Here is a 22,232-nt window from a genome sequence, read left to right on the forward strand (position 1 = left end):
GTCGAAGCCTGCGGACTGCGGCGGCCCTTTGGCGGCCAGGGCCACATCGTCGAATGAGGCCCCGTTGCCAGGACTAACGCGCCGTATCCGCGAGCCCATCGAGTATCGGGCAGTCCGGTCGGCCATCGCCGTGGCAGCAGCTGGCGAGCTGCGCCAGCGTGCGCTTCATCGCCATCATTTCGGCGATACGCCGGTCGAGGTCGGCGATGTGCGCCTCAGCGATGCGTTTCACGTCGCCGCTGGCGCGGTCAGGCTTCTGCCACAGCGCCAGCAGATCGGCGATTTCCGCCATCGAGAAGCCGAGGTCGCGCGCGCGGCGGATGAAGCGCAGCGTGTGCACCTCGCGCTCGCCGTATTGCCGGTAGCCGGCGTCGGTGCGCGCCACCTGCGGCAGCAGGCCGAGCGACTCGTAATGCCGCACCATCTTGGCCGACACGCCGGAACGTGCGGCCGCCTCACCGATGTTCATCGCGCACCTCTTCGGGTTTCCAGCGCCGCAGCAGCAGCGCGTTGCTGACCACGCTGAAGCTGGAGAAGGCCATCGCCGCGCCGGCGATCACCGGATTCAGCATGCCGGCGGCAGCCAGCGGAATGCCGACCACGTTGTAGGCGAAGGCCCAGAACAGGTTCTGCCGGATCTTCGCCCAGGTGCGCCGCGAAATGTCGAGCGCATCGGCCACGCGTGCCGGGTCGCCCTGCATCAGCGTGATGCCGGCGGCGTGCATCGCCACGTCGGTGCCGGTGGACATGGCGATACCGACGTCGGCGGCGGCCAGCGCAGGCGCGTCGTTGATGCCGTCGCCGACCATGGCCACCACCGCCCCACCCTGCTTCAGTTCGGCCACGACTTCGGCCTTGTGCTCGGGCAGCACCTCGGCGCGCACGTCGGTCATGCCCAGGTGCGCAGCCACCGCAGCCGCGGCACCCCGGTTGTCGCCACTGACCAGCACGGTACGAACGCCGCCTGCCTGAAGGCGGCTCACCGCTCGGGCCGCCGACGCCTTCAACGTGTCGCCGAAAGCGAGCAGTCCGATCAGGCGCGGCGCACTCGTCACGTCGGCCAGCCAGGACACGGTGCGCCCCTCGGCCTGCAGTTGCGCGGCGCGAGCCGCGAGCGGCGACAGATCGACGCCCAGCTCTTCCATGAAACGCGAACTGCCCAGCCTCAGCGCGCGGCCGTCCACATTCGCTTCGATGCCGCGCCCTGCCACCGCCGCCAGTTCGGTCGCCGGCAGTACCGTCACGCCTTCGCGCACCGCCGCCGTGCTGACTGCGCGCGCCAGCGGGTGCTCGCTGCCGGCCTGCAGCGCAGCGGCCAGCGCGAGCAGTTCGCCGGGTGCCCCGACCGCCGGCTCGAACGCCACCAGTTCCGGTCGGCCTTCGGTCAGCGTGCCGGTCTTGTCGAAGGCGACCACCGACACGCGGTGCGCGATTTCCAGCGCCTCGGCGTCCTTGATCAGAATGCCGTGCCGCGCCGCGGCGCCGGTGCCCACCATGATGGCGGTCGGCGTGGCCAGCCCAAGCGCGCACGGGCAGGCGATCACCATGACTGCGACCGCATTCAGCAGCGCCGTTTCGACACCGGCGCCGGCGATCATCCAGCCGCCGAAGGTGAGTGCGGCAAGCGCGATCACCACCGGCACGAACACCGCGCTGACCTGATCGACCAGGCGCTGTATCGGCGCCTTCTTCGCCTGCGCGCTCTCGACCAGCCGCACGATGCGCGCCAGCACGGTCTCGGCGCCGATGGCGCGGGTGCGCACGAGCAGCCGTCCCTCGCCATTGACCGCGCCGCCGGTCACACGGTCGCCCGCCTGTTTGGCGACCGGCAGGCTCTCGCCGGTGATCAGAGATTCGTCAACCTGGCTGGCGCCATCGACGATGTCGCCGTTGACCGGCACCCGCTCGCCCGGGCGGATGACCACCTCGTCACCGAGCGCGACCTGTGCCAGCGGCAGTTCGACCTCGACACCGTCGCGGCGCACCCGTGCGGTATCCGGACGCAGCGCATTGAGCGCGCGGATGGCGTCGGTGGTCTGTCGCTTGGCGCGGGTTTCCAGCCATTTGCCGAGCAGCACCAGCGTGATCACCACCGCCGAGGCCTCGAAATACAGGTGCGGCATCGCACCCGGGGCGGCGGTGAGCCACAGCCAGACGCTCAGCCCCCAGGCGGCGGAGGTGCCGATCGCGACCAGCAGGTCCATGTTTCCGCTGCCGGCGCGCAGCGCCTTCCAGCCGGCCACGTAAAAGCGCGCGCCGAGCCAGAACTGCACCGGTGTCGCAAGCAGGAACTGCAGCCCGCCGGGCAGCATCCAGTGCGCGCCCCACAGCATGCCCACCATGGGCAGCGCAAGCGGCAGCGACAGCGCAACCGCCAGCGCCACCGGCCACCATTCGGGCAGCGCATCGCGAGGTGCGACCTCGGGCGCGGCCGCCGGCAGCGTTGCGCGATAGCCGGCGCGGTTGACCGCCGCCTGCAGCGCGCCAAGATTGTCGGCGGCACTGACGATGTCGGCGGTTTCAGTCGCCAGATTGACGCTGACCGACAGCACGCCAGGCACCTTGTTCAGCGCCTTCTCGACCCGTGCAACGCAGGAGGCGCAGGTCATGCCTTCGATGTGCAGGCGCAGCGCCTGCGGCTTCAATACGTAGCCGGCCTTGTCGACCGCCGCCTGCAGTGCGGCCGCATCGACCGAGGCGTCTGCGTCAACCGCGGCGCGCTCGGTGGCGAGATTGACGCTGGCGGACGCGACGCCGGGCAGGCGCGCCAGCGCCTTCTCGACCCGGGTCGAGCAGGAGGCGCAGGTCATGCCTTCGACGCCGAATTCCCAGCGGGTAAGCGGGCCCGCACCGGCGGGCAGATGGGAGGTGTTCATCGGACAATCCTGTATCGGGAGAACGGACCCAGTGTCAACCTTCCCATGATGGCAAGGTCAAGCGGAAAATTCAGCCGCCGACGCCGGGGATGCCGAAACGAAATGAAAGCGACAGGACGCTTGACCTTCCCATCGTGGCAAGGTCCATCATCCTCCCATCCCAACCCGACAGCGGAGCCCCGCCATGAGCACGACCATCGAATTCACCGTCCCCGACATGACCTGCGGTCACTGCGCCGGCCGCATCAGGGCGCTGGTCGCCAGCATCGACGACAGCGCGAAGGTCAACATCGACCTGCCGACCCACCGCGTGCGCATCGACTCGACCGTTGACGCGGACACTTACCGCAGCGCACTGGCCGAGGCGGACTACCCGCCGGCCTGAGGCGGCTTCGCTGCGAGCTGCAATCGCGAGCAAGCTCGCTCCCACAAGAACCCGGCGCCGGCGGCGAATCGGGAGCGCTCATTTGTGGGAGCGACCTCTGGTCGCGATGCGACGTTTGCAGGCCTCGGACTCCGTTTCCGCCCGTCATCGCGAGCAAGCTCGCTCCCACCAAAGCCCGGCCGGGCTGCGTCAGCGATAGCTGCGATACACGCTCGCGTTGCCGTCCGCCTGCACCAGCAGCACGTCGTACGGATCCTTGCGGCCCTTGTACTCGGGGCCGTCCATGCCCGGCGAGCCGACCGGCATCGCCGGTACCGCCAGACCGAGCGCCTTCGGTTTTTCCTTCAGCATCCTGTGCACCTCGCTCGCCGGTACGTGGCCTTCGAGCAGATAGCCGTTGACCCGCGCGGTGTGGCAGGAAGCGAACTTCGCCGGCATGCCCAGCCGCGCGCGCGCTTCGTTGTTGCCAGTCTCATACACCTTGACCGCGAAGCCGTTCGCTTCCAGATGAACCACCCAGTCCTTGCAGCAGCCGCAGGTCGGGCTCTTCCAGACTTCGACCAGCGGCTTCGGCGCCGCCATCAGCGTGGCGGCGCGCGGCAGCAGGGCCGCGGTGGCAAGCGCGCCGATCAGCGCGCGACGTATCGTGTTCATCGTTCGTCCTTTGAATGTTTTGAGGTTCAGTGGTGGTCGTGCGCGCCGGCGGCTGGCTTACGCACCTGTACTTCGATGTCCTGCGGCTGGGTCAGCGGCATGCTGGAGGCGCCGTGGTCGTGGCCGGCCGGCGGCGGCGATGCTGCCGGCACCTCGCCAACCTCGTGCGCAACCGTACCCGGCGGATGGCGGAACCAGCCGGGGTCGGTGTAGTCGCCCGGCTTCTGTTCGCGCCTCACCTTGAACACCGAGAACATGCCGCCCATCTCGACCGAGCCGAAAGGACCGTCGCCGGTCATCATCGGCGCGGTGTTCTCGGGCAGCGGCATCTTCATGTCGGCCATGTCGCCCATGCCACGTTCGCCCATCGTCATGTAGCCCGGCACGAGCTTCGATATGCGCTCGGCCAGCCCGCCATGATCGACGCCGATCAGATTGGGCACGTCGTGCCCCATCGCGTTCATCGTGTGGTGACTTTTGTGGCAATGGAAGGCCCAGTCACCCTCCTCGTCGGCGATGAACTCGATCTGCCGCATCTGACCGACCGCGATGTCGGTGGTCACCTCGGGCCAGCGCGCCGACTTCGGCACCGGGCCGCCGTCGGTGCCGGTGACCTCGAATTCGTGGCCGTGGATGTGTATCGGGTGATTGGTCATGGTCAGGTTGCCCATGCGGATGCGCACGCGGTCGTTCTTGCGCGCGACCAGCGGCGCGATGCCGGGGAAGATGCGGCTGTTCCACGACCACAGGTTGAAGTCGAGCATCGTCATGGTCTTCGGCGTGTAGCTGCCAGGGTCGATGTCGTAGGCATTGAGCAGGAACACGTAGTCGCGGTCCACCGGCGCGATCAGCGGGTGGCGGCCCTTCGGGTGAGTGACCCAGAAGCCCATCATGCCCATCGCCATCTGCGTCATTTCGTCGGCGTGCGGGTGGTACATGAAGGAGCCGGGGCGGCGTGCGACGAATTCATAGACGAAGGTCTTGCCGGGCGGTATCGCCGGCTGGGTCAGGCCGCTCACGCCGTCCATGCCGTTGGGGAGGCGCTGGCCATGCCAGTGCACGCTGGTGCGCTCGGGCAGCCTGTTGGTGACGTAGATGCGCACGCGGTCGCCCTCGACCACTTCGATGGTGGGCCCCGGCGACTGGCCGTTATAGCCCCACAGGTGGGCCTTGAAGCCGGGCGCCATTTCGCGCACCACCGGCTCGGCCACCAGGTGGAATTCCTTGACGCCGTCCTTCATGCGCCAGGGCAGCGTCCAGCCATTCAGCGTGACGACAGGGTTGTAGGGGCGTCCGTTTGCCGGCAGCAACGGGCCGCGCGTGTCGGGCGAGGTTTCGATCACCGGCTCGGGAATGGCGGCCAATGCGACGCGGCTGACCGTGGCCGCGGCCACGGCCGCACCTGCCACGCCTGCATTGCGGAAAAAATCTCTGCGGGAAGTCATGGGTGGAATCCTGTTCAGTGCGCCGCGTCGGCTGCCGTGGCAATGGCGGCGCCGGGCGGCGGAGCGAGATCGGGGCGGCCGACCAGCGCCATGTCGAGATCGGCCTGGGCGATCCAGAAGTCGCGCAGCGCCTCGATATAGCCATTGACGCCGGCCACCTGCGCGCGCGCGTCGGCCAGCAGTTCGAATACGCCGATCAGCATGCCGTTGTAGCGCAGCAGGTTCTCGTCGGAAATGCGCTTCCTGAGCGGCACCACCTCGTCGCGGTAATGACGGGCAATGTCGAAGGCGATGCGATAGCCGGCGTAGGCCTCACGCACTTCGGAGCGGGCATTCACCGCGGCCTCGGCGGCGCGTTCGACCGACTGCATGTAGATGGCCTCGGCGCGCGCGACGCGCGAGCCGCCCCAGTCGAACAGCGGCAGTTCGAAACTGATTTCGTAGCCCTTCTTGTAGGACTCGCTGCGCCGCCCTTCGAGCACGCGCGCCGGGCCGACCTCGAGCACGTTGACGAAACGCGTCGTCTTCGTCAGCCCGAGGTTGCGCGCGGTCGCTTCAGCGTCGAGCTTCGCGATCTGCAGATCGATGCGCGAACTCATCGCATGGCGCTCGATGTCGGGCGCGTCGAGCGCCGCCGCCGGCAGTTCGGGCAGACGGTCAGGCAAGCGGAAAGCGGTCTGCTCGCCCCACAGGCCCATCAGCCGGGTCAGCCGTTCACGCGCAGCGGTATGCGCCTGCTGTGCGCGCGCCAGATTCAGCGCCGCGTCGGCGTGAAAGCCCTGTTCGCGTGCCTGGGCCAGCGCGCTGTAGTTGCCGGCGGCGCGCATGCGCCGGGCCAGTTCGGCGCCAGCGTCGGCCGCCTCCATCACCTGTTCCATGTAGCGCAGCGTCTCGCCGGCGGCCACCGCCTGCACCCAGGCGCGGCGCACGTCGGCCGCCAGCCGCAGCACCTGCAGCGATACCGCCCGTTGCGACTGTTCGAAGACGCGGCGATTCACCTGGATCGCCTGCGGCATCGTCAGCAGCGAAAAGATGTTGAAGGTCAGCGCCTGCTCGATCTTGTAGTCGCGCACGCCGTCTTCTTTCTTGCTGGCGTGAAACATCGAGAAGGTCGGATTGGGCAGGCGGCCTGCGCGCACCACTTCGGCCTCGCGGATGCCCAGTTCGTGGAAACCTGCCTGCAGGCCGCGATTGTTCAGCAGCGCGATCTGTACGGCGTCATCGGCCGACAGCGGTTGCGCCAGCAGTTCGGCAACGCGGTCGGCGACCGCCTTGCGGTCCTCGTCGCTGCGCGCCCATCTGACCTCCTTGCCCAGCTTGTCGCGCGCGGTCTGTTCGACCGTGCCGAAACCGCCGTCCGGGCTGAAGCTCGCGCAACCGGCCAGCAGCGCAAGCGCCGCCGCCAGCGGCACGAACCTGAACCGGCCACTATCAGTGCTTGTGCGCATCGCCGCCCTCCTTGCTGTCGTGATGGCAGCGGTGTCCGTGGCCCGACTTCATCGCCGCGGAATCGCCGCCGTGCTGGTGTCCTGACGGATGCGCGTCATGCATCCGGCCGTGCATCTGCTCGTGCATCTGCTCGTGCATCGACGCGTGGTGAGCGGCGTGGTGCGGACAGTGATGCGGCTTCGCGTCACCGCCGGCAGTGCCGTGATCATGGCCGGCGTGCGGCCCAGGCGACGCGGCCGCAGCACCGCCGCTCTGGTGTTCAGGCGCATGCGCGTCGTGCATAGAGCCATGCATGTGACCGTGCATCGGTCCGTGGTGGCCCGCGCGCGGATCGGTGGTCGCTTGAGCACCGTGATCGTGGCCGGCATGCGGGTCAGGTGGCGCGGACGTCGTGCTGTCGTGGTCGTGCGCGCGGCTGCCGGCCTGGCGACCGACCGCGTCGTTGGCTTCGCGCCAGTTGCCGACAGCGCCTGCGCTGCCGGCGCGGTAGGTGTCGAACACCGAGCGGTGATCGAGCGACCGCGTGGGTGCAGCCGGATCCGCCGGATCAGCCGCCCAGGCGGATGTGGTGACGGACGCTGCGACCAGCAGCACCCGGATGGGAAGATGGAACATGAAGACCTCGCGAAAGACAGGTGTATCGATTTCCGCCCACCGTGGACGGATTTCGGGTGTCAGGCGAGGTCGTATCTGGGCGGGCGTTCAGTGCCCTCGGTGATGAAGGCGGGAGGGGTCACGTGCGCCGGCAGCGGACGCAAGTGGGTCGAAAAATCGCCGGGCAGCCGCAGCGCGGACGGCGTCAAGGCGCCGCCAATGCAGCAGGCGGCACAGGCGCTGCAGGCATGCTTGCCTTGGGAAGGTGTTGCGGCCGGGTCATGATCGCCGCCGTGGTGATACGCGTGCGCGGCCACGTCATCATGCATGGCGCCAGTCGTCAACATTCCGTGGTGCGACGGCGCGCAGCTGATCATCGCCGCCGCGGCGAAGCCCTGCAGGGGCAATGCCAGCAGCAGCACGAAGGTCAGCAGAAGACGGGTCACAGAACGCATGCGACTTAGGATATCAGCGGAACGGCGAAGTTCGCATGACGACGGTCAAGCCGTGCTCGGGTCCACCGTCCACCGCCGGGCGACCGCGCCCTGGCCATTCACGCTTTCCAGATGCACCGGGAAACCCCACAGCCGGGCAACGTGCTTCAGCACTTCGTAGGCGCCGTCGTGCAGCGGCCGGTTGTTGTGCTGCGTGTGCCGCAGCATCAGTGAGCGGTCGCCGCGCAGGTTCACGCTCCACACCTGGATATTCGGTTCGCGCGAGCCGAGATCGTACTGCCGCGACATCGCTTCGCGCAGGTTGCGGTAGCCGGACTCGTCGTGAATGGCCGATACCTCCAGCGTCGGCTCGGTGTCGTCGTCGGTGATGGCGAACAGGCGGAAGGCCCGCATCACGCGCGGCGACAGGTACTGGCCGATGAAGCTTTCGTCCTTGAAGTTGCGCATCGCGTGGTCCAGCGTTTCCAGCCAGCTGCTGCCCGCCATGTCCGGGAACCATGCGCGGTCCTCGTCGGTGGGCGCCTCGCAGATGCGCTTGATGTCGGTGTACATCGCGAAACCCAGCGCGTACGGGTTCATGCCGCTGTAGGCGGGATGGCCGACCGGCGGCTGGTAGACGACGTTGGTGTGCGACTTCAGGCACTCGATCATGATGCCGTCGTCGAGGAAGCCGTCGTCGTACATCGTGTTCAGCAGGTGGTGGTGCCAGAAGGTGGCCCAGCCCTCGTTCATGACCTGGGTCTGGCGCTGCGGATAGAAGTACTGCGCCACCTTGCGCACGATGCGCACGATTTCGCGCTGCCACGGTTCGAGCAGCGGCGCGTTCTTCTCGATGAAGTAGAGCAGGTTTTCCTGCGGTTCGGCCGGGAAGCGCGGCGCTTCCTTCTCCGCCTCGTCGCGGCCCAGTTTCGGCGGCAGCGTGCGCCAGATCTCGTTCACCTGCTGCTGCGCGTAGGCCTCGCGGTCCTTGGCGCGCGCCAGTTCCTGCGTCAGGCTGAGCTTGCTCGGCCGACGGTAGCGGTTGACGCCGTAGTTCATCAGCGCGTGGCAGCTGTCGAGCAGCAGTTCGACCGCGTCGATGCCGTGCCGCTCCTCACAGGCGGCGACGTAGTTCTTTGCATAGACCAGGTAGTCGATGATGGACGACGCGTCGGTCCACATCCGGAACAGGTAGTTGCCCTTGAAGAAGCTGTTGTGGCCGTAGGCGGCGTGCGCGATCACCAGCGCCTGCATCGCCATCGTGTTCTCCTCCATCAGGTAGCTGATGCAGGGGTTGCTGTTGATCACGATTTCGTAGGCCAGGCCCATCTGGCCGCGCCGGTAGTTCTTCTCGGTGCTGATGAATTCCTTGCCGTAGCTCCAGTGCCGGTAGTTCACCGGCATGCCGACGCTGGCGTAGGCGTCCATCATCTGTTCGGCGGTGATGATTTCCAGCTGGTTCGGATAGGTGTCGAGCCCGAAGCGCTGCGCGGTGGCGCGGATCACGTCGTGGTACTGCTCGATCAGCTCGAAGGTCCAGTCGCTGGGCGCCGGCAACCGGGCGGTCGGACGTTCCTTCAACGGCAGCGGTGCGCTCAGCGGCGCCGGATGACGACGTCCGCCGTATTCGCCCGGCGAGGCCGCGCGACCGTTGTTGCGGCGGTCGTAGGTATCGCTCATTTCGCGGCTCCTTCCTTCTTGAACAGGTCGCGGAACACCGGATAGATCTGATCGACCTCGGCCGCCTTGCGGATGGCGAAGTTCTCGCTCTCCATCGCGAGGTCCGAGTACTCATGCCACAGGTTCTGTTCCTGCTCGACCACCTGGATGTAGGCGAAGTAGCGCACCAGCGGCAGGATCTTCTGTTCGAGGATTTCGCGGCAGCGCGGGCTGTCGTCGTGCCAGTTGTCACCATCGCTGGCCTGCGCACCGTAGATGTTCCACTCGCCCCGCGGGTAGCGCGCCTGGATGATGTCCTCCATCAGTACCAGCGCGCTCGACACCACGGTGCCACCGGTTTCGGTGGCATGGAAGAAGTCGTGCTCGCTCACCTCCTGCGCCTGCGTGTGATGGCGGATGAACACGATTTCGATCTTTTCGTAGTGCCGGGTCAGGAACAGGTAGAGCAGGATGAAGAAGCGCTTGGCCAGATCCTTACGCGCCTCGTCCATCGAGCCCGACACGTCCATCAGGCAGAACATGACCGCCTTCGCGGTCGGCACCGGCGTGCGCACGCGGCTGCGGTAGCGCAGGTCTATCGGGTCGAGGTAGGGAATGCGGTCGATGCGCGAACGCAGCGCGGCAATATCGGCTTCGATCTGTTCGATCTCATGCAGCCGCGCCGGCGTGCCCGGCTGCGCGCGCAGGTCTTCGAGCAGCGCTTCGAGCCGATGCAGCTCGCGCCGCGATTCGCTGCCGAGCGCGATGCGCCGGCCGATCGCACCGCGCATCGAGCGCACGACGTGCAGGTTGTTCGGCGTACCGTCGCTGGAGAAACCGGCACGGTGCGTCTTGTACTCCGGCGTCTCGGCCAGTGTGGTACGGATCAGATTGGGCAGGGCGAGGTCGTCGAAGAAGACCTGCATGAACTCTTCCTTGGTGAGGTGGAAGACGAAGTCGTCCTCACCCTCGCCGGAATCGCTGGCGTTGCCCGAACCGGCGCCGCCCCCACCACCACCCTTGGGCCGCTCGATGCGGTCGCCACGGACGAAGTCCTTGTTGCCCGGGTGCACCATTTCACGAGAGCCGCCCTGACCGTGGCCGAACACCGGTTCGCTGATGTCGCGCTTCGGGATGTGGATGTCCTCCCCCTGCGCGATGTCGCGGATGCCGCGCCCCTCGACCGCCCGCCGCACCGCCTCGCGGATCTGCTCCTTGTGGCGGCGCAGGAAGCGCTCGCGGTTGCCGATGGACTTGTTCTTGCCGGCCAGTCTGCGATCGATGATCTGCTGCAAGATGTGTCCCCTTCCCGCCGGGGCAGCGTCGCCCCGGTCTTGTCTATCGATGCACCGCCACCGTCACGAACTCTTGCGCACGCGCAGGTACCACTCGCACAGCAGGCGCACCTGCTTCGGCGTGTAGCCCTTGCCGACCATGCGATTGACGAAGTCCTCGTGCTTCTTGGCATCGTCGGCGCTGGCCTTGGCGTTGAAGCTGATCACCGGCAGCAGCTCTTCGGTGTTGGAGAACATCTTCTTCTCGATCACCGTGCGCAGCTTCTCGTAACTGGTCCACACCGGGTTCTTGCCGGCGTTGTTGGCACGCGCCCGCAGCACGAAGTTCACGATCTCGTTGCGGAAATCCTTCGGGTTCGAAATGCCCGCCGGCTTCTCGATCTTTTCCAGTTCGGCGTTCAGCGAGGCGCGGTCGAACACTTCGCCGGTATCGGTATCGCGGTACTCCTGGTCCTGTATCCAGTAGTCCGCGTAGGTGACGTAGCGATCGAAGATGTTCTGGCCGTACTCGCTGTAGCTCTCCAGATAGGCGGTCTGGATTTCCTTGCCGATGAATTCGGCGTAGCGCGGCGACAGGTGCTCCTTGATGCAGGCGATGTACTTCTGCTCGACGTCCTGCGGGAACTGTTCGCGCTCGATCTGCTGTTCGAGCACGTACATCAGGTGCACCGGGTTGGCCGCCACTTCGGTCGAATCGAAGTTGAACACCTTGGACAGGATCTTGAACGCGAAGCGGGTCGAGATGCCGCTCATGCCTTCGTTGACGCCGGCGTAGTCGCGGTACTCCTGGTAGCTCTTGGCGCGCGGATCGGTGTCCTTCAGGTTCTCGCCGTCATACACCTGCATCTTCGAATAGAGGCTGGAGTTCTCCGGCTCCTTGAGCCGGGTCAGCACGGCGAACTGCGCCATCATCTTCAGCGTGCCCGGGGCGCACACCGCCTCGGCCAGCGACGAGCCGCGCAGCAGCTTTTCGTAGATCTTCACTTCCTCGGACACGCGCAGGCAGTACGGCACCTTGACGATGTAGATGCGGTCGAGGAAGGCTTCGTTGTTCTTGTTGTTGCGGAAGGCCTTCCACTCGCTCTCGTTCGAGTGCGCCAGCACGACGCCGTCGAACGGGATCGCGCCGAAACCTTCGGTGCCCTTGAAGTTGCCCTCCTGGGTTGCGGTCAGCAGCGGATGCAGCACCTTGATCGGCGCCTTGAACATTTCGACAAATTCAAGGAGGCCCTGGTTGGCCAGGCACAGGCCGCCGGAGAAGCTGTAGGCGTCAGGGTCGTCCTGCGCATAGGTTTCGAGCTTGCGGATGTTGACCTTGCCGACCAGCGACGAAATGTCCTGATTGTTCTCGTCACCCGGTTCGGTCTTGGCGATGCCCACCTGCTTCAGCACGCTGGGGTAGCGCTTGACCACGCGGAACTTGCGGATATCGCCGCCGAATTCCTCCAGCCGCTTGACCGCCCACGGACTCAGGATGCGGTTGAGGTAACGGCTCGGGATGCCATATTCCTTTTCGAGGATGGCGCCGTCCTCGGTCGGGTCGAACAGGCCCAGCGGCGATTCATTCACCGGCGAACCCTTGATCGCGTAGAAGGGCACTTCCTGCATCAGCGCCTTCAGCCGCTCGGCGATCGACGACTTGCCGCCGCCGACCGGGCCCAGCAGATAGAGAATCTGCTTCTTTTCTTCCAGGCCCTGTGCGGCGTGACGGAAGTAGCTCACCACCTGTTCGATCGCGTCCTCCATGCCGTAGAACTCGGCGAAGGCCGGATAGATCTTGATCACCTTGTTGGCGAAGATGCGCGACAGCCGCGGGTCGTTGCGGGTGTCCACCGTCTGCGGCTCACCTATCGCCCTCAACATGCGTTCGGCGGCGCTGGCGTACGCCAGCGGGTCACGTTTGCACTCCGCCAGATACTCTTCCAGCGATAGCTCTTCCTCGCGGGTGCGTTCGAAACGCGCGGCGAAATGACTGACGATGTCCATGCTGATCTCCAAGTCTCCGTTGACCTTCAAAACAGTTGGTCCGGAAGCCCGCGGCCTGCGCGCACCTTCCGCACCACCACATGTTCAGCTTGGTTCACTCGCGGGCTCGATGAAAGCCCGATAAGCACCGCGATCACCATCCTGCTCCGAAGCATGGACGCTGTGTCGAGTCGTGCGACACAAGATGCGTACATGCAACACTTGTTGTCGAGTCGATACCCCCTGCAACGCGAAGTTCCCGCGTGCTCACGCTTGTTCACGTGTGTGCCCGGCAGTCCGTTGACCGGTCCTCAGCAAGTTGTGGTCCATGCTTGCCGTGCGCGGGTCACACGGTGTCCATCGTCATCGCAGTGCTCCGCTCAAGGGCCCGGCTGGCGCGGGCGCCGCGAACGCGGTCGGCGGACGAACTCGCGGCCACACGCACCACGCCGGTGCACGATCACCCTGCCGCACCGCTGGCGCGCCCAGGTGCCGATCCCGCATCGAGGCGACAACCGGTCATCGGCAGCTGCGGTCTGCGCCGCGCACGGCGCGTGCGGTTGACAGCCGACAGGTACTGTACGAAAATACAGTACACACCATGTCCACGCCCTACGCCGAACTTCACTGCCTGAGCCACTTCAGTTTCCAGCGCGGCGCCTCGTCGCCTGAGGAACTGGCCGAGCGCGCCGCCGCGCTCGGCTACACGGCACTGGCCATCACCGACGAATGCTCGCTGGCCGGCGTCGTGCGCGCCCACGTGGCACTGCGTGCCCTGCCCGACCCGAAACCGGCGCTGATCATCGGCAGCGAAATCCGCCTGGCCGACGGACCCAAGCTGGTGCTGCTGGCCTGCAACCGCAACGGTTACGGCAATCTGGCCGAACTGATCACGCGCGGCCGCATGGCGGCGGACAAGGGCCGTTACCACCTGACGCTGGCCGACCTCGACGCCGGCCTGTCCGACTGCATCGCGCTGCTGACACCGACCGACGACGATGTTGCAGACGCCGACATGCTGGTCGCACACGCCGCCTGGCTGAAGTCGCGTTTCGGTGAGCGCGCCTGGCTGGCGGTGGAACTGCACCTGGGTACCGACGACTGCGCCAAGCTGGCGGCCCTGGAGGCGGCGGCCGACGCCAGCGGCCTGCCGTTGTGTGCCGCCGGCGATGTGCACATGCACGTGCGCAAGCGGCGCCGGCTGCAGGACACCCTGACCGCCATCCGCCTGCACTGCACGCTGCCCGAATGCGGCGAACGACTGTTTCCGAACGGCGAGCGCCACCTGCGCCTGCTGCACCGGCTGGCGCAGATCCATCCGGCAGAACAACTGGCCGCGAGCGTGCACATCGCCGCGCAGTGCAGCTTCTCGCTCGACGAACTGCGCTACGAGTACCCGGAAGAGATCGTGCCGGCCGGCCATACGCCAGCGTCCTGGCTGCGTCATCTGGCCGAACGCGGCTATGTCGAGCGCTGCGCGCAGATCCGTCGCGTGGTCAGGCTGGACGACGCCACCTTCGAACTGAAGGCGGGCAAGTTGCGCCAGCAGATCGAGGACGAACTGGCGCTGATCGCCGAGCTCAAGTACGAACCCTACTTCCTGACCGTGTACGACATCGTGGCCTGGGCACGCAGCCGCGGCATCCTCTGCCAAGGCCGCGGCTCGGCCGCCAATTCGGCGGTGTGCTACTGCATCGGCGTGACCGAGGTCAACCCGTGGCGGGCCAACATGCTGTTCGGTCGCTTCATTTCGCGCGAGCGGAACGAAGCGCCGGACATCGACGTCGATTTCGAGCACGAGCGGCGCGAGGAAGTGATCCAGTACATCTACGGCAAGTACGGCCGCGACCGCGCCGCACTGGCCGCCAGCCTGACCTGCTACCGGCCGCGCTCGGCGCTGCGCGACGTCGGCCGCGCACTCGGCTTCAGCGACGACGCGCTCGACCGCCTGACGCGCGGCCACATGTGGTGGGACGGCAAGCAGGTGCGCGAGGACCGCATGGCCGACGCCGGCTTCAGCCCCGCCTCGCCGCACGTACGCCGGCTGATGGAACTGGCGAACGAACTGATCGGCGCGCCGCGTCACCTGTCGCAGCACGTCGGCGGCTTCGTCATCGCGCGCGGCCGGCTGTCGCGCCTGGTGCCGATAGAAAACGCACGGATGCCGGACCGCTGCGTCATCCAGTGGGACAAGGACGACCTCGAAGCGGTCGGTCTGATGAAAGTCGATGTGCTGGCGCTCGGCATGCTGACTGCGATACGCAAGACGCTGCAGTCGCTGGCGGCCTGCGCCGATGCGCATCCGGCGTCACCGGCGGCAGTGCCGGGACGGATACCCCGCAGCGTCGCCGACATTCCGCCCGAAGACCCGGCGACCTACGACATGCTGTGCCGCGGCGAATCGACCGGCGTGTTCCAGGTCGAATCGCGGGCGCAGATGAACATGCTGCCGCGACTGCGGCCGCGCCGTTACTACGACCTGGTCATCCAGGTCGCCATCGTGCGCCCGGGGCCGATACAGGGCGGCATGGTCCATCCCTACCTGGCCCGCCGCCATCTGCCGCCAGAACGGATCGACTACCCGTCGGACGAATTGCGCCCGGTACTCGAACGCACGCTGGGCGTGCCCATCTTCCAGGAACAGGTGATGCAGCTGGCCGTCGTCGCCGCCGGTTTCACGCCGGGTGAGGCCGACCAGATGCGCCGTTCGATGGCCGCCTGGCGGCAACGCGGCACGATGGAAAAATTCCAGCACAAGCTGACTGAAGGCCTGCTGAACAAGGGCTACACGCCGGAATTCGCCGAACAGATCTACCGCCAGATCGAGGGCTTTTCCGGCTACGGTTTTCCGGAGTCCCACGCCGCCAGCTTCGCACTGCTGGTCTATGCCTCGTCCTGGCTCAAGTGCCACCACCCGGCCGCCTTCCTGTGCGGCCTGCTGAACAGCCAGCCCATGGGCTTCTACGCGCCGGCCCAGCTGATCGCCGACGCGCGCACGCACGGCGTCGAGGTCAATCCGGCCGACGTGACGGTGAGCGGCTGGGATTGTGTGCTCGAACGTCCCTCGTCAAGCGCATCCGGGCCGGCCGTGCGGCTGGGCCTGCGCATGATCAAGGGCGTGTCGCAGGACGCCATGCAAGGCCTGATCGCCGCCCGCGCAAAGGCGCCGTTCGCGAATGTCAACGACCTCGCCCGCCGCGCCCGGCTGGACCGGCAGCAGTTGCGCTGCCTCGCTGCCGGCGGCGCGCTGCAGCCGCTCGCCGGCAACCGCCACCAGGCACACTGGCAGGCGGCGGTGCGGCGCCCGGACGCACTGCTGGGCGACGCGCCGGTGAACGAAACGCCGCTCGCGCTGGCGGCGCCGCACGAAGGCGAGGACATCGTCGCCGATTACGCCAGCCTCGGTTTCACGCTGGGCCGTCATCCGCTGGCGCTGCTGCGCGGCGAACTGGCCGCGCAGCGCTTCATCACCGCCGCCGAACTGCGCCGTCTGCCCGACCGCGCACTCGCCCGTGCCGCCGGCATCGTCACCTGCCGCCAGCGTCCGGGCACGGCGAGCGGCGTCATGTTCGTCACGGTGGAAGACGAAACCGGACTGGCCAACGTGATCGTGCACAAGGACGTGCAGGAGAAACAGCGGCACGAAGTGCTGGGCGCTACCCTGCTCGGCATCTACGGTCAGGTGTCGCGCGAAGGCGAGGTGATCCACCTGATCGCTCGCCGCCTGGTCAACCGCTCGGCGCTGCTCGGAGCGCTGACGCCGCGCAGTCGGGATTTCCACTAGAAAGCGACTACAGTCCCCTCTTCCACGACCGTTCCCGCACGCCATGACGCCCGGCCAGCCCGCTCCCGACTTCGACGCCTTCGACCAGCACGGCCACCGCCACCGTCTCGCCGATTACCGTGGCCGCTGGCTGGCGCTGTATTTCTATCCGCGCGACGACACGCCGGGCTGCACGAAACAGGCCTGCTCCATCCGCGACGGTCGGACTGACCTCGCCGCTCGCGGGCTCACCGTGCTCGGCGTATCGGCACAGGGCAGCGCGGCGCACCGCGCTTTCACCGACAAGTTCGCCCTCGATTTCCCGTTGCTGGTCGATGACGGCCAGCGCATCGCCCGCCGCTACGGCGCGCTCGGCAGCGGTCCGGCCGGACTGCTGCGCCGCTGGCTAGGTGCCTACCGGCGGATCAGCGTGCTGATCGACCCCGAAGGTCGCATCGCACACCTGATCGAACGACCCGACGTGAGCCGCCACGCCGACGAACTGCTCGGTCTGCTGCCGCCACGTTGAGCGCCCGCGCCACGGACGATTGTCATACGCCGTCCGGCATGTGGACGCTGCACCCGCCAGACGCTTTCGCACAAGACACTGATATTCCAGCGTTTCCGCTCACCGCCTTCATGGCACGTCATCTGCTCTCCGCTGCACGGCGCGTCGTGCGCCGGACCGACGGGGAGGATGCATGCTGGCCTGGCTGCTCAGACGACATTTCTGGTTCGAACTGCAACGCATCGCCGACTGCGAATCGCGCGACGAGGACTACTGCCCGTCGCCACGCGGCAGCGCCAATGAGCGGCAGCTGCTGGGCACGCTGTCACGCGTGTTCTCCGGCCTGCGCAACCGGGCACGCAACGCCGAAACGCGCGCGCACGAGCTGGAACAGATGCTGGACGTTGCCGCCGACAACGCGCAGTCGCTGCGTCAGGAGCTGAGCGAAGCGAGCGCGCGCAGCAGTCTGATCGCCGCCGTGGTTGACGCCGGGCTGTGGGAAGTCCGGCTCGGCGACGCCCGCACGCCGGATCTGAAACACCCGGTCTGGTGGTCGGACCGACTGCGCAACATGCTGGGCTACGACGACAGCGATTTCCCGGACCGCCTCGACAGCTGGGCCTCGCGCCTGCATCCGGAAGACCGCAAACAGGCGCTCGACGCGCTGGCGCGGCAATGGACCGATCGGCGCGACGGCGACTGGCCGGACACGCGCTACCGGATGGCACACAAGGACGGCAGCTACCGCTGGCTGCTGTCGCGCACCCGCACCGTGCGCGACGAACAGGGCATCGTGCGCATCGCCGGCTCGCTGACCGACATCAGCCGCAGCCGTGAGGACGAGGCGAAACTCGACGCCGCACTCACCCGTTTCGAACTGGCCAGCGACATGCTGTCGGACGGCATCTGGGACCTCGACGTGGTGGCCGGCGACCCGGTCAATCCGTCCAACACCTTCTGGTGGTCAACGCAGTTCCGCCGCCTGCTCGGCTTCGAAACCGAAGAGGAATTCCCGAACGTGCTCGACAGCTGGGCCTCGCGCCTGCACCCGGACGACAAGCCGGGCGTGCTCGAAGCCTTCACCCGCCACCTGATGGACCGCAGCGGCAACACGCCCTACTCGATCGACTACCGGCTGCGCTGCAAGGACGGCGTCTATCGCTGGTTCCGCGCCCGCGGCCGAACCCGGCGCGACGACCGCGGCACACCGCTGCGCGTGGTTGGCGCGCTCACCTGCATCGAGGCCGAGCACAACGAACACCATCTGCAGGAGGTCGAAGCGCGTCAGCGAGAGCAACTCAGCGACAACGTGCAGAAGATCCGCGCCATCGTCACCGCCATCCGCGCCATCGCCGACCAGACCAACCGGCTGGCGCTGAACGCGGCGATCGAGGCCGCACGCGCCGGCGACGCCGGTCGCGGCTTTTCGGTGGTGGCCGACGAGGTGCGCACGCTGTCCGAACGCACGCGCGAGGCGACCGAACAGATCGCCCGCATCATCCCCGACGGCGACTGAAGGCGCGTGGCGCCGGCCGCCCTCCTCCCTCTTACTTGATCGAGAAGTCGGCGCGGTTCGGCGCCGTCTTGTCGTCCTTGCCGTCAGCCGGCTTGTCGCCACCGGTAGCCGGCTCGCCCGCCTTGGGTGCCAGCACGAACAGGCGCGCGTCCTCGACCTTGGCGTTGCGCGTCAGGTAGTCCTTCACCGTCTGCGCCCGCGCAAGGCCGAGCAGGCGCAGATCCTCGTCGCTGACCTCGGTATTGGTCAGGATGAGCTTTTCCATTTCCGGCACCGGCAGGTCCTTCGCCAGACCAACCAGATTGCGCGGCTTCGGGAAATCCGCCGCCTTGTAGACCGCCTTCAGCAGATCCGGATATTCCTCCGGCGACACCGTCGTCGTTTCGGCCGAGGCTTTGGTTTTCGCCGCCTTGACCGCACGCACCTTCTGCTCCAGCAGCGCGCGGCGGTAGCCTTCGATGTCGGTCGCGCGATCGGTGCGGCCGGTCACTTCCAGTTTCAGCGCCGGTCGGTCGGTCAGCGCCTTGCCCAGCGTGTCGAGCTTGCTGCGCGCGGTATCAGTCAGCGTTGCGCGACCCGGCTCGAAGGCGACGTGATCGAGATCGGCCTCGGAGCCGAACAGCGAACCGAGCAGCGCGAACGGCGAAGTGACCGCCTTGACGATCAGGTTCACGATCACCTTGACGACGATGCCGCCGATGGAGAACTGCGGATCGGACAGCGAACCGCTGATCGGCAGATTGATGTCGATGACGCCGTTGCGGTCCTGCAGCAGCGACACCGCCAGCAGCACCGGCGCCTTGATGGCGTCCGGGCTGTCGACCTTGTTGCCGAAGGTGAGCTGATCGAGGATGACGTTGTTCTGGGCAGTCAGCTGGTCGTTCTCGATCTTGTAGGCAATGTTGACGCTGAGCTTGCCCTTCTCGATGCCGTAGCCGACGTACTTGCCCGAATAGGGCGACAGCGGCGCCAGCTCGATGCCACGCGCACTGGCCTTGATGTCGAGGAAGAGCGCCTCGGCCAGCGGATTGATGCGGCCGGTGATGTCGATCGGCGCCGAACCTTCGACCAGGCCGCGCAGTTCCACCTCGCCGGCGGTGCCGGATGCAGAGCTGAGGCCGGATACGCGGCCGCCCAGTTCGGACAGCTGGGCACGGTAGTTCGGCTTGATGAAGAAGTCGCTGAAATCGACGCGGCCGCCCTGCATCACGATGGTTTTCACGTCGATCGGCGGACGCGCCGCATTGATCATCTGTGCCAGCGCCGCGCTCTGGCTGCCGGCGGCCGGCGGCGCCGCCGGGCGGGCAGCCGGTGCCGGAGCAGGCTTGGCGGCCGACGCGGCGGCCACCGGCGCGGTCGCAGCCGCCCCGTCCTTGCGTACCACGTCCTGCAGGTTCAGCCGGCCCTGCGGCGACACGATGATGCGGGCGAAGTAATCCGACAGCGCGACTTCGTTGATCGACAGTCCGGCCAGCAGATCGGGCTTGCGGCTGTCCAGCTTCAGCGCAATGCCGCCTGCGAACAGCGAGCGCCACTTCAGCAGGTCGGAGGCGTTCACCTTTTCGGTCAGGTGCACGTTCTCGACATGGGTTTCACCCTTCCACGCCAGTGTCCAGTCACCTGCCGGCTGCGTCTGCAGCGCGAGGTCGCCGCGCAGGCTCAGCACGCCGGCGAGCAGTTCGGCGTTGAGCTTCTGCGCCATCCAGGGCTGGCCGACCAGCAGGTCGAGGCGGCGCGCATCGATCTTCAGGTCGGCCTGTACCGGCGACAGCGAAAAGCCGCCGCGTACGCCGAACAGACCGCCCTTGGCGTCACGGAAGCCGAGGTCCAGCTTCGATTTCTGCTTCAGGTCGGTGCCGACGTTTTCCAGCTTGAGCGACAGCCGGTCGAGTTCGACCACGGCCGGTGTCGTCAGCGTGCGGTCCTCGAAGCGGACCGCGCCGTCCTTGATGTTCAGCGCCGACAGCTGCGCGGTCCATGCCGGCGCGGCGTGCCCCGCCGCCGCTGACGAGGGGCGCACCAGACCGGCGAGATCGATGTCGCCGTCGGCCTGACGCGCCGCGCGCAGACGCGGCTTGAGCAGATCCAGTGCGCCGACCGCGACCTTGCGCGTTGACAGGTCGATGCGCGCCTGGCTCACGACGATGTCGTCGGCCTGGGCAAATGCGTTCTTCTCGCCGCGACGCGTGAGCTTGAGCCGGGCCACGCCCGCCTCGGTCACCAGCACCTCGCCCTGCGGCGCCCCGTCAGCCAGTCGCAGGCCGAAGCGCGTACCGATGCGCACGTCAGCCTGATCGACCGAGAAGTTGATCAGGTCGGCAAAGTAGGGGCTGAAGCGCGGCACCTCGACGCCGCTCACCGTCAGCTCGCCCTCGATGTCGGGCGCACTCGCGCGCAGCTTTGCGTCAACCGCCAGCCGCGTATTGCCCTCAGCCTGCGCGGCGATCACCAGTGTTGCCGGGGCATCGCCCTGCAGCGAGAAATCGCGCAGCACGATGTCCATCGGCTCGATCACGTAACTGAAGGGCTTGGCCGGCATTTCGTCGGTGAAGGCGACGCGTGCCTGCAGTACCTCCAACAGCCCGACCTTCACCTCCGGTGCCTTCGCCGGCTCGGCCGGCGCCGTTTCCGGTGCCGCGGTGGCGCTCGGTGCAGGGCGCGGTCGCGCCAGCAAGGCCTGCAGGTTCAGCTTGCCATCCTTCGCGCGGGACACTTCGAAATCCGGCTGATCGATGCGGACGCTGGCGATGTCGATCTTGCCGGCCAGAGGCTGGATCTCGTTCAGCACCACATCCAGCGCCGGCAGCTTGAACAGCGGACTGCCGTCGCGGCTGTCGAGTTCGAAATCGCGCAGTTCCAAAGTGCCCTGCAGCACGATGCGCGGCGCGCCCTCCTTGTTCTGGCGGAAGCCCAGCTCAATGTCGGTGTCGAGCAGGCCGGAACTGATGCGGAAGCCCAGTGGCACCGGCGAGTACTCATCGAAGCGCGCGAGGTTGAGCGCGTTGAACTCGACCTTCATCGTCGCTTCGCGTTCGTCGATGAAGGGCCGCACCTTGCCCTTCATCGAAAACGGCGCGTCGTTGATGCGGGCCGCGATCGAGGGCTCGACGAACAGTTCGACGTCGGACGGCAGGTTGGACACGAAGGGCAGGCCGATCTGGATGTCGCTGATCGCGTGCTTGCGCGCGAAGGGCTGATCGTCGATATCGACGCGGCCGTCGCGCAGCACGATGTTGTTGATCGAGAAGCGCGCCGGCTCCTCGCTCGGCGGCTGGTCGAGAATCTTCTGCAGCACGTCGCTGAAATTGAAGCGGCCTTCCTCGTCCAGCCGCACGATGCGCAGCCAGGGCCGCTCCACCTGCACCGCCCGCACCACCGGTGCGCCCTTGAACAGCGACGCCCACTCGACGTTGACGGTCAGGCTGTCCAGCGTCACCGCCTCGTCCTTGCCGTTGGCCTCCAGCAACTTCAGTCCCGACACCGTCAGTTCCAGCGTGTAGGGGTTGATCGACACCGCCTGCAGCGTCAGCGCACGACCGAGGAATTCGGAACCGTGCTTCTCGGCCAGCGAACGCACCAGATGCGGCGCCGCAAACGCACCGAGCAGACCGAACAGCACGGTTGCGGCGACGATGCCGATGCAGGTCTTGCGTACGGCGGGACGGGAAAAGAGGGCGTTGAGCGACATT

At 67.0% G+C, this 22,232-nt stretch carries 15 protein-coding genes; 4 read left to right on the forward strand and 11 right to left on the reverse strand.

Features of this window, described 5'->3' with window-relative positions; translation table 11 throughout:
- Positions 1-73 precede the first annotated feature (73 nt).
- Entirely contained in the window at positions 74-469 is a 396-nt protein-coding gene (gene cueR / locus ACQ66H_RS13685) for a Cu(I)-responsive transcriptional regulator (RefSeq protein WP_430434480.1), read from the reverse strand.
- The gene (locus tag ACQ66H_RS13690; protein WP_430434481.1) at positions 456-2,876 is read right to left on the reverse strand and encodes a heavy metal translocating P-type ATPase; all 2,421 of its coding nucleotides are present in this window, start codon (positions 2,874-2,876) and stop codon (positions 456-458) included. The genes cueR and ACQ66H_RS13690 overlap by 14 nt, the downstream gene beginning before the upstream one ends.
- 184 nt (positions 2,877-3,060) lie before the next feature.
- Here ACQ66H_RS13690 and ACQ66H_RS13695 point away from each other — a divergent pair, with 184 nt between their 5' ends.
- Positions 3,061-3,261, forward strand: a complete 201-nt coding sequence (locus ACQ66H_RS13695) for a heavy-metal-associated domain-containing protein (protein WP_430434482.1) — start codon at positions 3,061-3,063, stop codon at positions 3,259-3,261.
- A gap of 189 nt (positions 3,262-3,450) precedes the next feature.
- Here the strand turns inward: ACQ66H_RS13695 and ACQ66H_RS13700 are convergent, their stop codons facing one another.
- The 8 genes from ACQ66H_RS13700 to ACQ66H_RS13735 form a co-directional block, all read right to left on the reverse strand.
- Complete coding sequence (locus ACQ66H_RS13700) at positions 3,451-3,915, reverse strand: DUF411 domain-containing protein (protein WP_430434483.1); 465 nt, start codon at positions 3,913-3,915, stop codon at positions 3,451-3,453.
- A gap of 26 nt (positions 3,916-3,941) precedes the next feature.
- A complete protein-coding gene (locus ACQ66H_RS13705) occupies positions 3,942-5,360 on the reverse strand; it encodes a multicopper oxidase family protein (RefSeq protein WP_430434484.1) in 1,419 nt (472 codons plus the stop codon).
- Positions 5,361-5,374: 14 nt separating this feature from the next.
- Entirely contained in the window at positions 5,375-6,808 is a 1,434-nt protein-coding gene (locus tag ACQ66H_RS13710; RefSeq protein WP_430434485.1) for a TolC family protein, read from the reverse strand.
- A complete protein-coding gene (locus ACQ66H_RS13715) occupies positions 6,792-7,424 on the reverse strand; it encodes a hypothetical protein (RefSeq protein WP_430434486.1) in 633 nt (210 codons plus the stop codon). Before ACQ66H_RS13715 ends, ACQ66H_RS13710 begins: the two co-directional genes overlap by 17 nt.
- A 59-nt stretch (positions 7,425-7,483) precedes the next feature.
- Positions 7,484-7,825: a hypothetical protein gene (locus ACQ66H_RS13720; RefSeq protein WP_430434487.1), complete on the reverse strand. Its 342-nt coding sequence runs from the start codon at positions 7,823-7,825 to the stop codon at positions 7,484-7,486.
- Positions 7,826-7,903: 78 nt separating this feature from the next.
- Positions 7,904-9,517, reverse strand: coding sequence for a SpoVR family protein (locus tag ACQ66H_RS13725; protein ID WP_430434488.1), 1,614 nt, complete (start codon positions 9,515-9,517; stop codon positions 7,904-7,906).
- Entirely contained in the window at positions 9,514-10,791 is a 1,278-nt protein-coding gene (locus ACQ66H_RS13730; RefSeq protein ID WP_019917687.1) for a YeaH/YhbH family protein, read from the reverse strand. The genes ACQ66H_RS13725 and ACQ66H_RS13730 overlap by 4 nt, the downstream gene beginning before the upstream one ends.
- Before the next feature lie 63 nt (positions 10,792-10,854).
- A complete protein-coding gene (locus tag ACQ66H_RS13735) occupies positions 10,855-12,777 on the reverse strand; it encodes a PrkA family serine protein kinase (protein WP_430434489.1) in 1,923 nt (640 codons plus the stop codon).
- A gap of 580 nt (positions 12,778-13,357) precedes the next feature.
- On the opposite strand from ACQ66H_RS13735, the gene ACQ66H_RS13740 reads away from it, so the two are divergent.
- The 3 genes from ACQ66H_RS13740 (at position 13,358) to ACQ66H_RS13750 (ending at position 18,543) form a co-directional block, all read left to right on the forward strand.
- Positions 13,358-16,540, forward strand: coding sequence for an error-prone DNA polymerase (locus ACQ66H_RS13740; protein ID WP_430434490.1), 3,183 nt, complete (start codon positions 13,358-13,360; stop codon positions 16,538-16,540).
- A 43-nt stretch (positions 16,541-16,583) separates the two neighbouring features.
- On the forward strand, positions 16,584-17,048 hold the full coding sequence (locus ACQ66H_RS13745; RefSeq protein ID WP_430434491.1) for a peroxiredoxin: 465 nt from the start codon (positions 16,584-16,586) through the stop codon (positions 17,046-17,048).
- A gap of 172 nt (positions 17,049-17,220) precedes the next feature.
- Entirely contained in the window at positions 17,221-18,543 is a 1,323-nt protein-coding gene (locus ACQ66H_RS13750) for a methyl-accepting chemotaxis protein (protein WP_430434492.1), read from the forward strand.
- A gap of 31 nt (positions 18,544-18,574) precedes the next feature.
- On the opposite strand, the gene ACQ66H_RS13755 is transcribed toward ACQ66H_RS13750, so the two are convergent.
- Positions 18,575-22,231, reverse strand: a complete 3,657-nt coding sequence (locus tag ACQ66H_RS13755) for a DUF748 domain-containing protein (protein ID WP_430434493.1) — start codon at positions 22,229-22,231, stop codon at positions 18,575-18,577.
- Between the last annotated feature and the right edge of the window lies 1 nt (position 22,232).

Origin of the sequence: Methyloversatilis sp. (assembly GCF_965284615.1) — a bacterium.
Classification (GTDB): Bacteria; Pseudomonadota; Gammaproteobacteria; order Burkholderiales; family Rhodocyclaceae; genus Methyloversatilis.

Coding starts and splice junctions, on each gene's coding strand:
- cueR (WP_430434480.1), bottom strand. CDS start 469: ATGAACATCGGTGAGGCGGCCGCACGTTCCGGCGTGTCGGCCAAGATG.
- ACQ66H_RS13690 (WP_430434481.1), bottom strand. CDS start 2,876: ATGAACACCTCCCATCTGCCCGCCGGTGCGGGCCCGCTTACCCGCTGG.
- ACQ66H_RS13695 (WP_430434482.1), top strand. CDS start 3,061: ATGAGCACGACCATCGAATTCACCGTCCCCGACATGACCTGCGGTCAC.
- ACQ66H_RS13700 (WP_430434483.1), bottom strand. CDS start 3,915: ATGAACACGATACGTCGCGCGCTGATCGGCGCGCTTGCCACCGCGGCC.
- ACQ66H_RS13705 (WP_430434484.1), bottom strand. CDS start 5,360: ATGACTTCCCGCAGAGATTTTTTCCGCAATGCAGGCGTGGCAGGTGCG.
- ACQ66H_RS13710 (WP_430434485.1), bottom strand. CDS start 6,808: ATGCGCACAAGCACTGATAGTGGCCGGTTCAGGTTCGTGCCGCTGGCG.
- ACQ66H_RS13715 (WP_430434486.1), bottom strand. CDS start 7,424: ATGTTCCATCTTCCCATCCGGGTGCTGCTGGTCGCAGCGTCCGTCACC.
- ACQ66H_RS13725 (WP_430434488.1), bottom strand. CDS start 9,517: ATGAGCGATACCTACGACCGCCGCAACAACGGTCGCGCGGCCTCGCCG.
- ACQ66H_RS13735 (WP_430434489.1), bottom strand. CDS start 12,777: ATGGACATCGTCAGTCATTTCGCCGCGCGTTTCGAACGCACCCGCGAG.
- ACQ66H_RS13740 (WP_430434490.1), top strand. CDS start 13,358: ATGTCCACGCCCTACGCCGAACTTCACTGCCTGAGCCACTTCAGTTTC.
- ACQ66H_RS13745 (WP_430434491.1), top strand. CDS start 16,584: ATGACGCCCGGCCAGCCCGCTCCCGACTTCGACGCCTTCGACCAGCAC.
- ACQ66H_RS13750 (WP_430434492.1), top strand. CDS start 17,221: ATGCTGGCCTGGCTGCTCAGACGACATTTCTGGTTCGAACTGCAACGC.
- ACQ66H_RS13755 (WP_430434493.1), bottom strand. CDS start 22,231: ATGTCGCTCAACGCCCTCTTTTCCCGTCCCGCCGTACGCAAGACCTGC.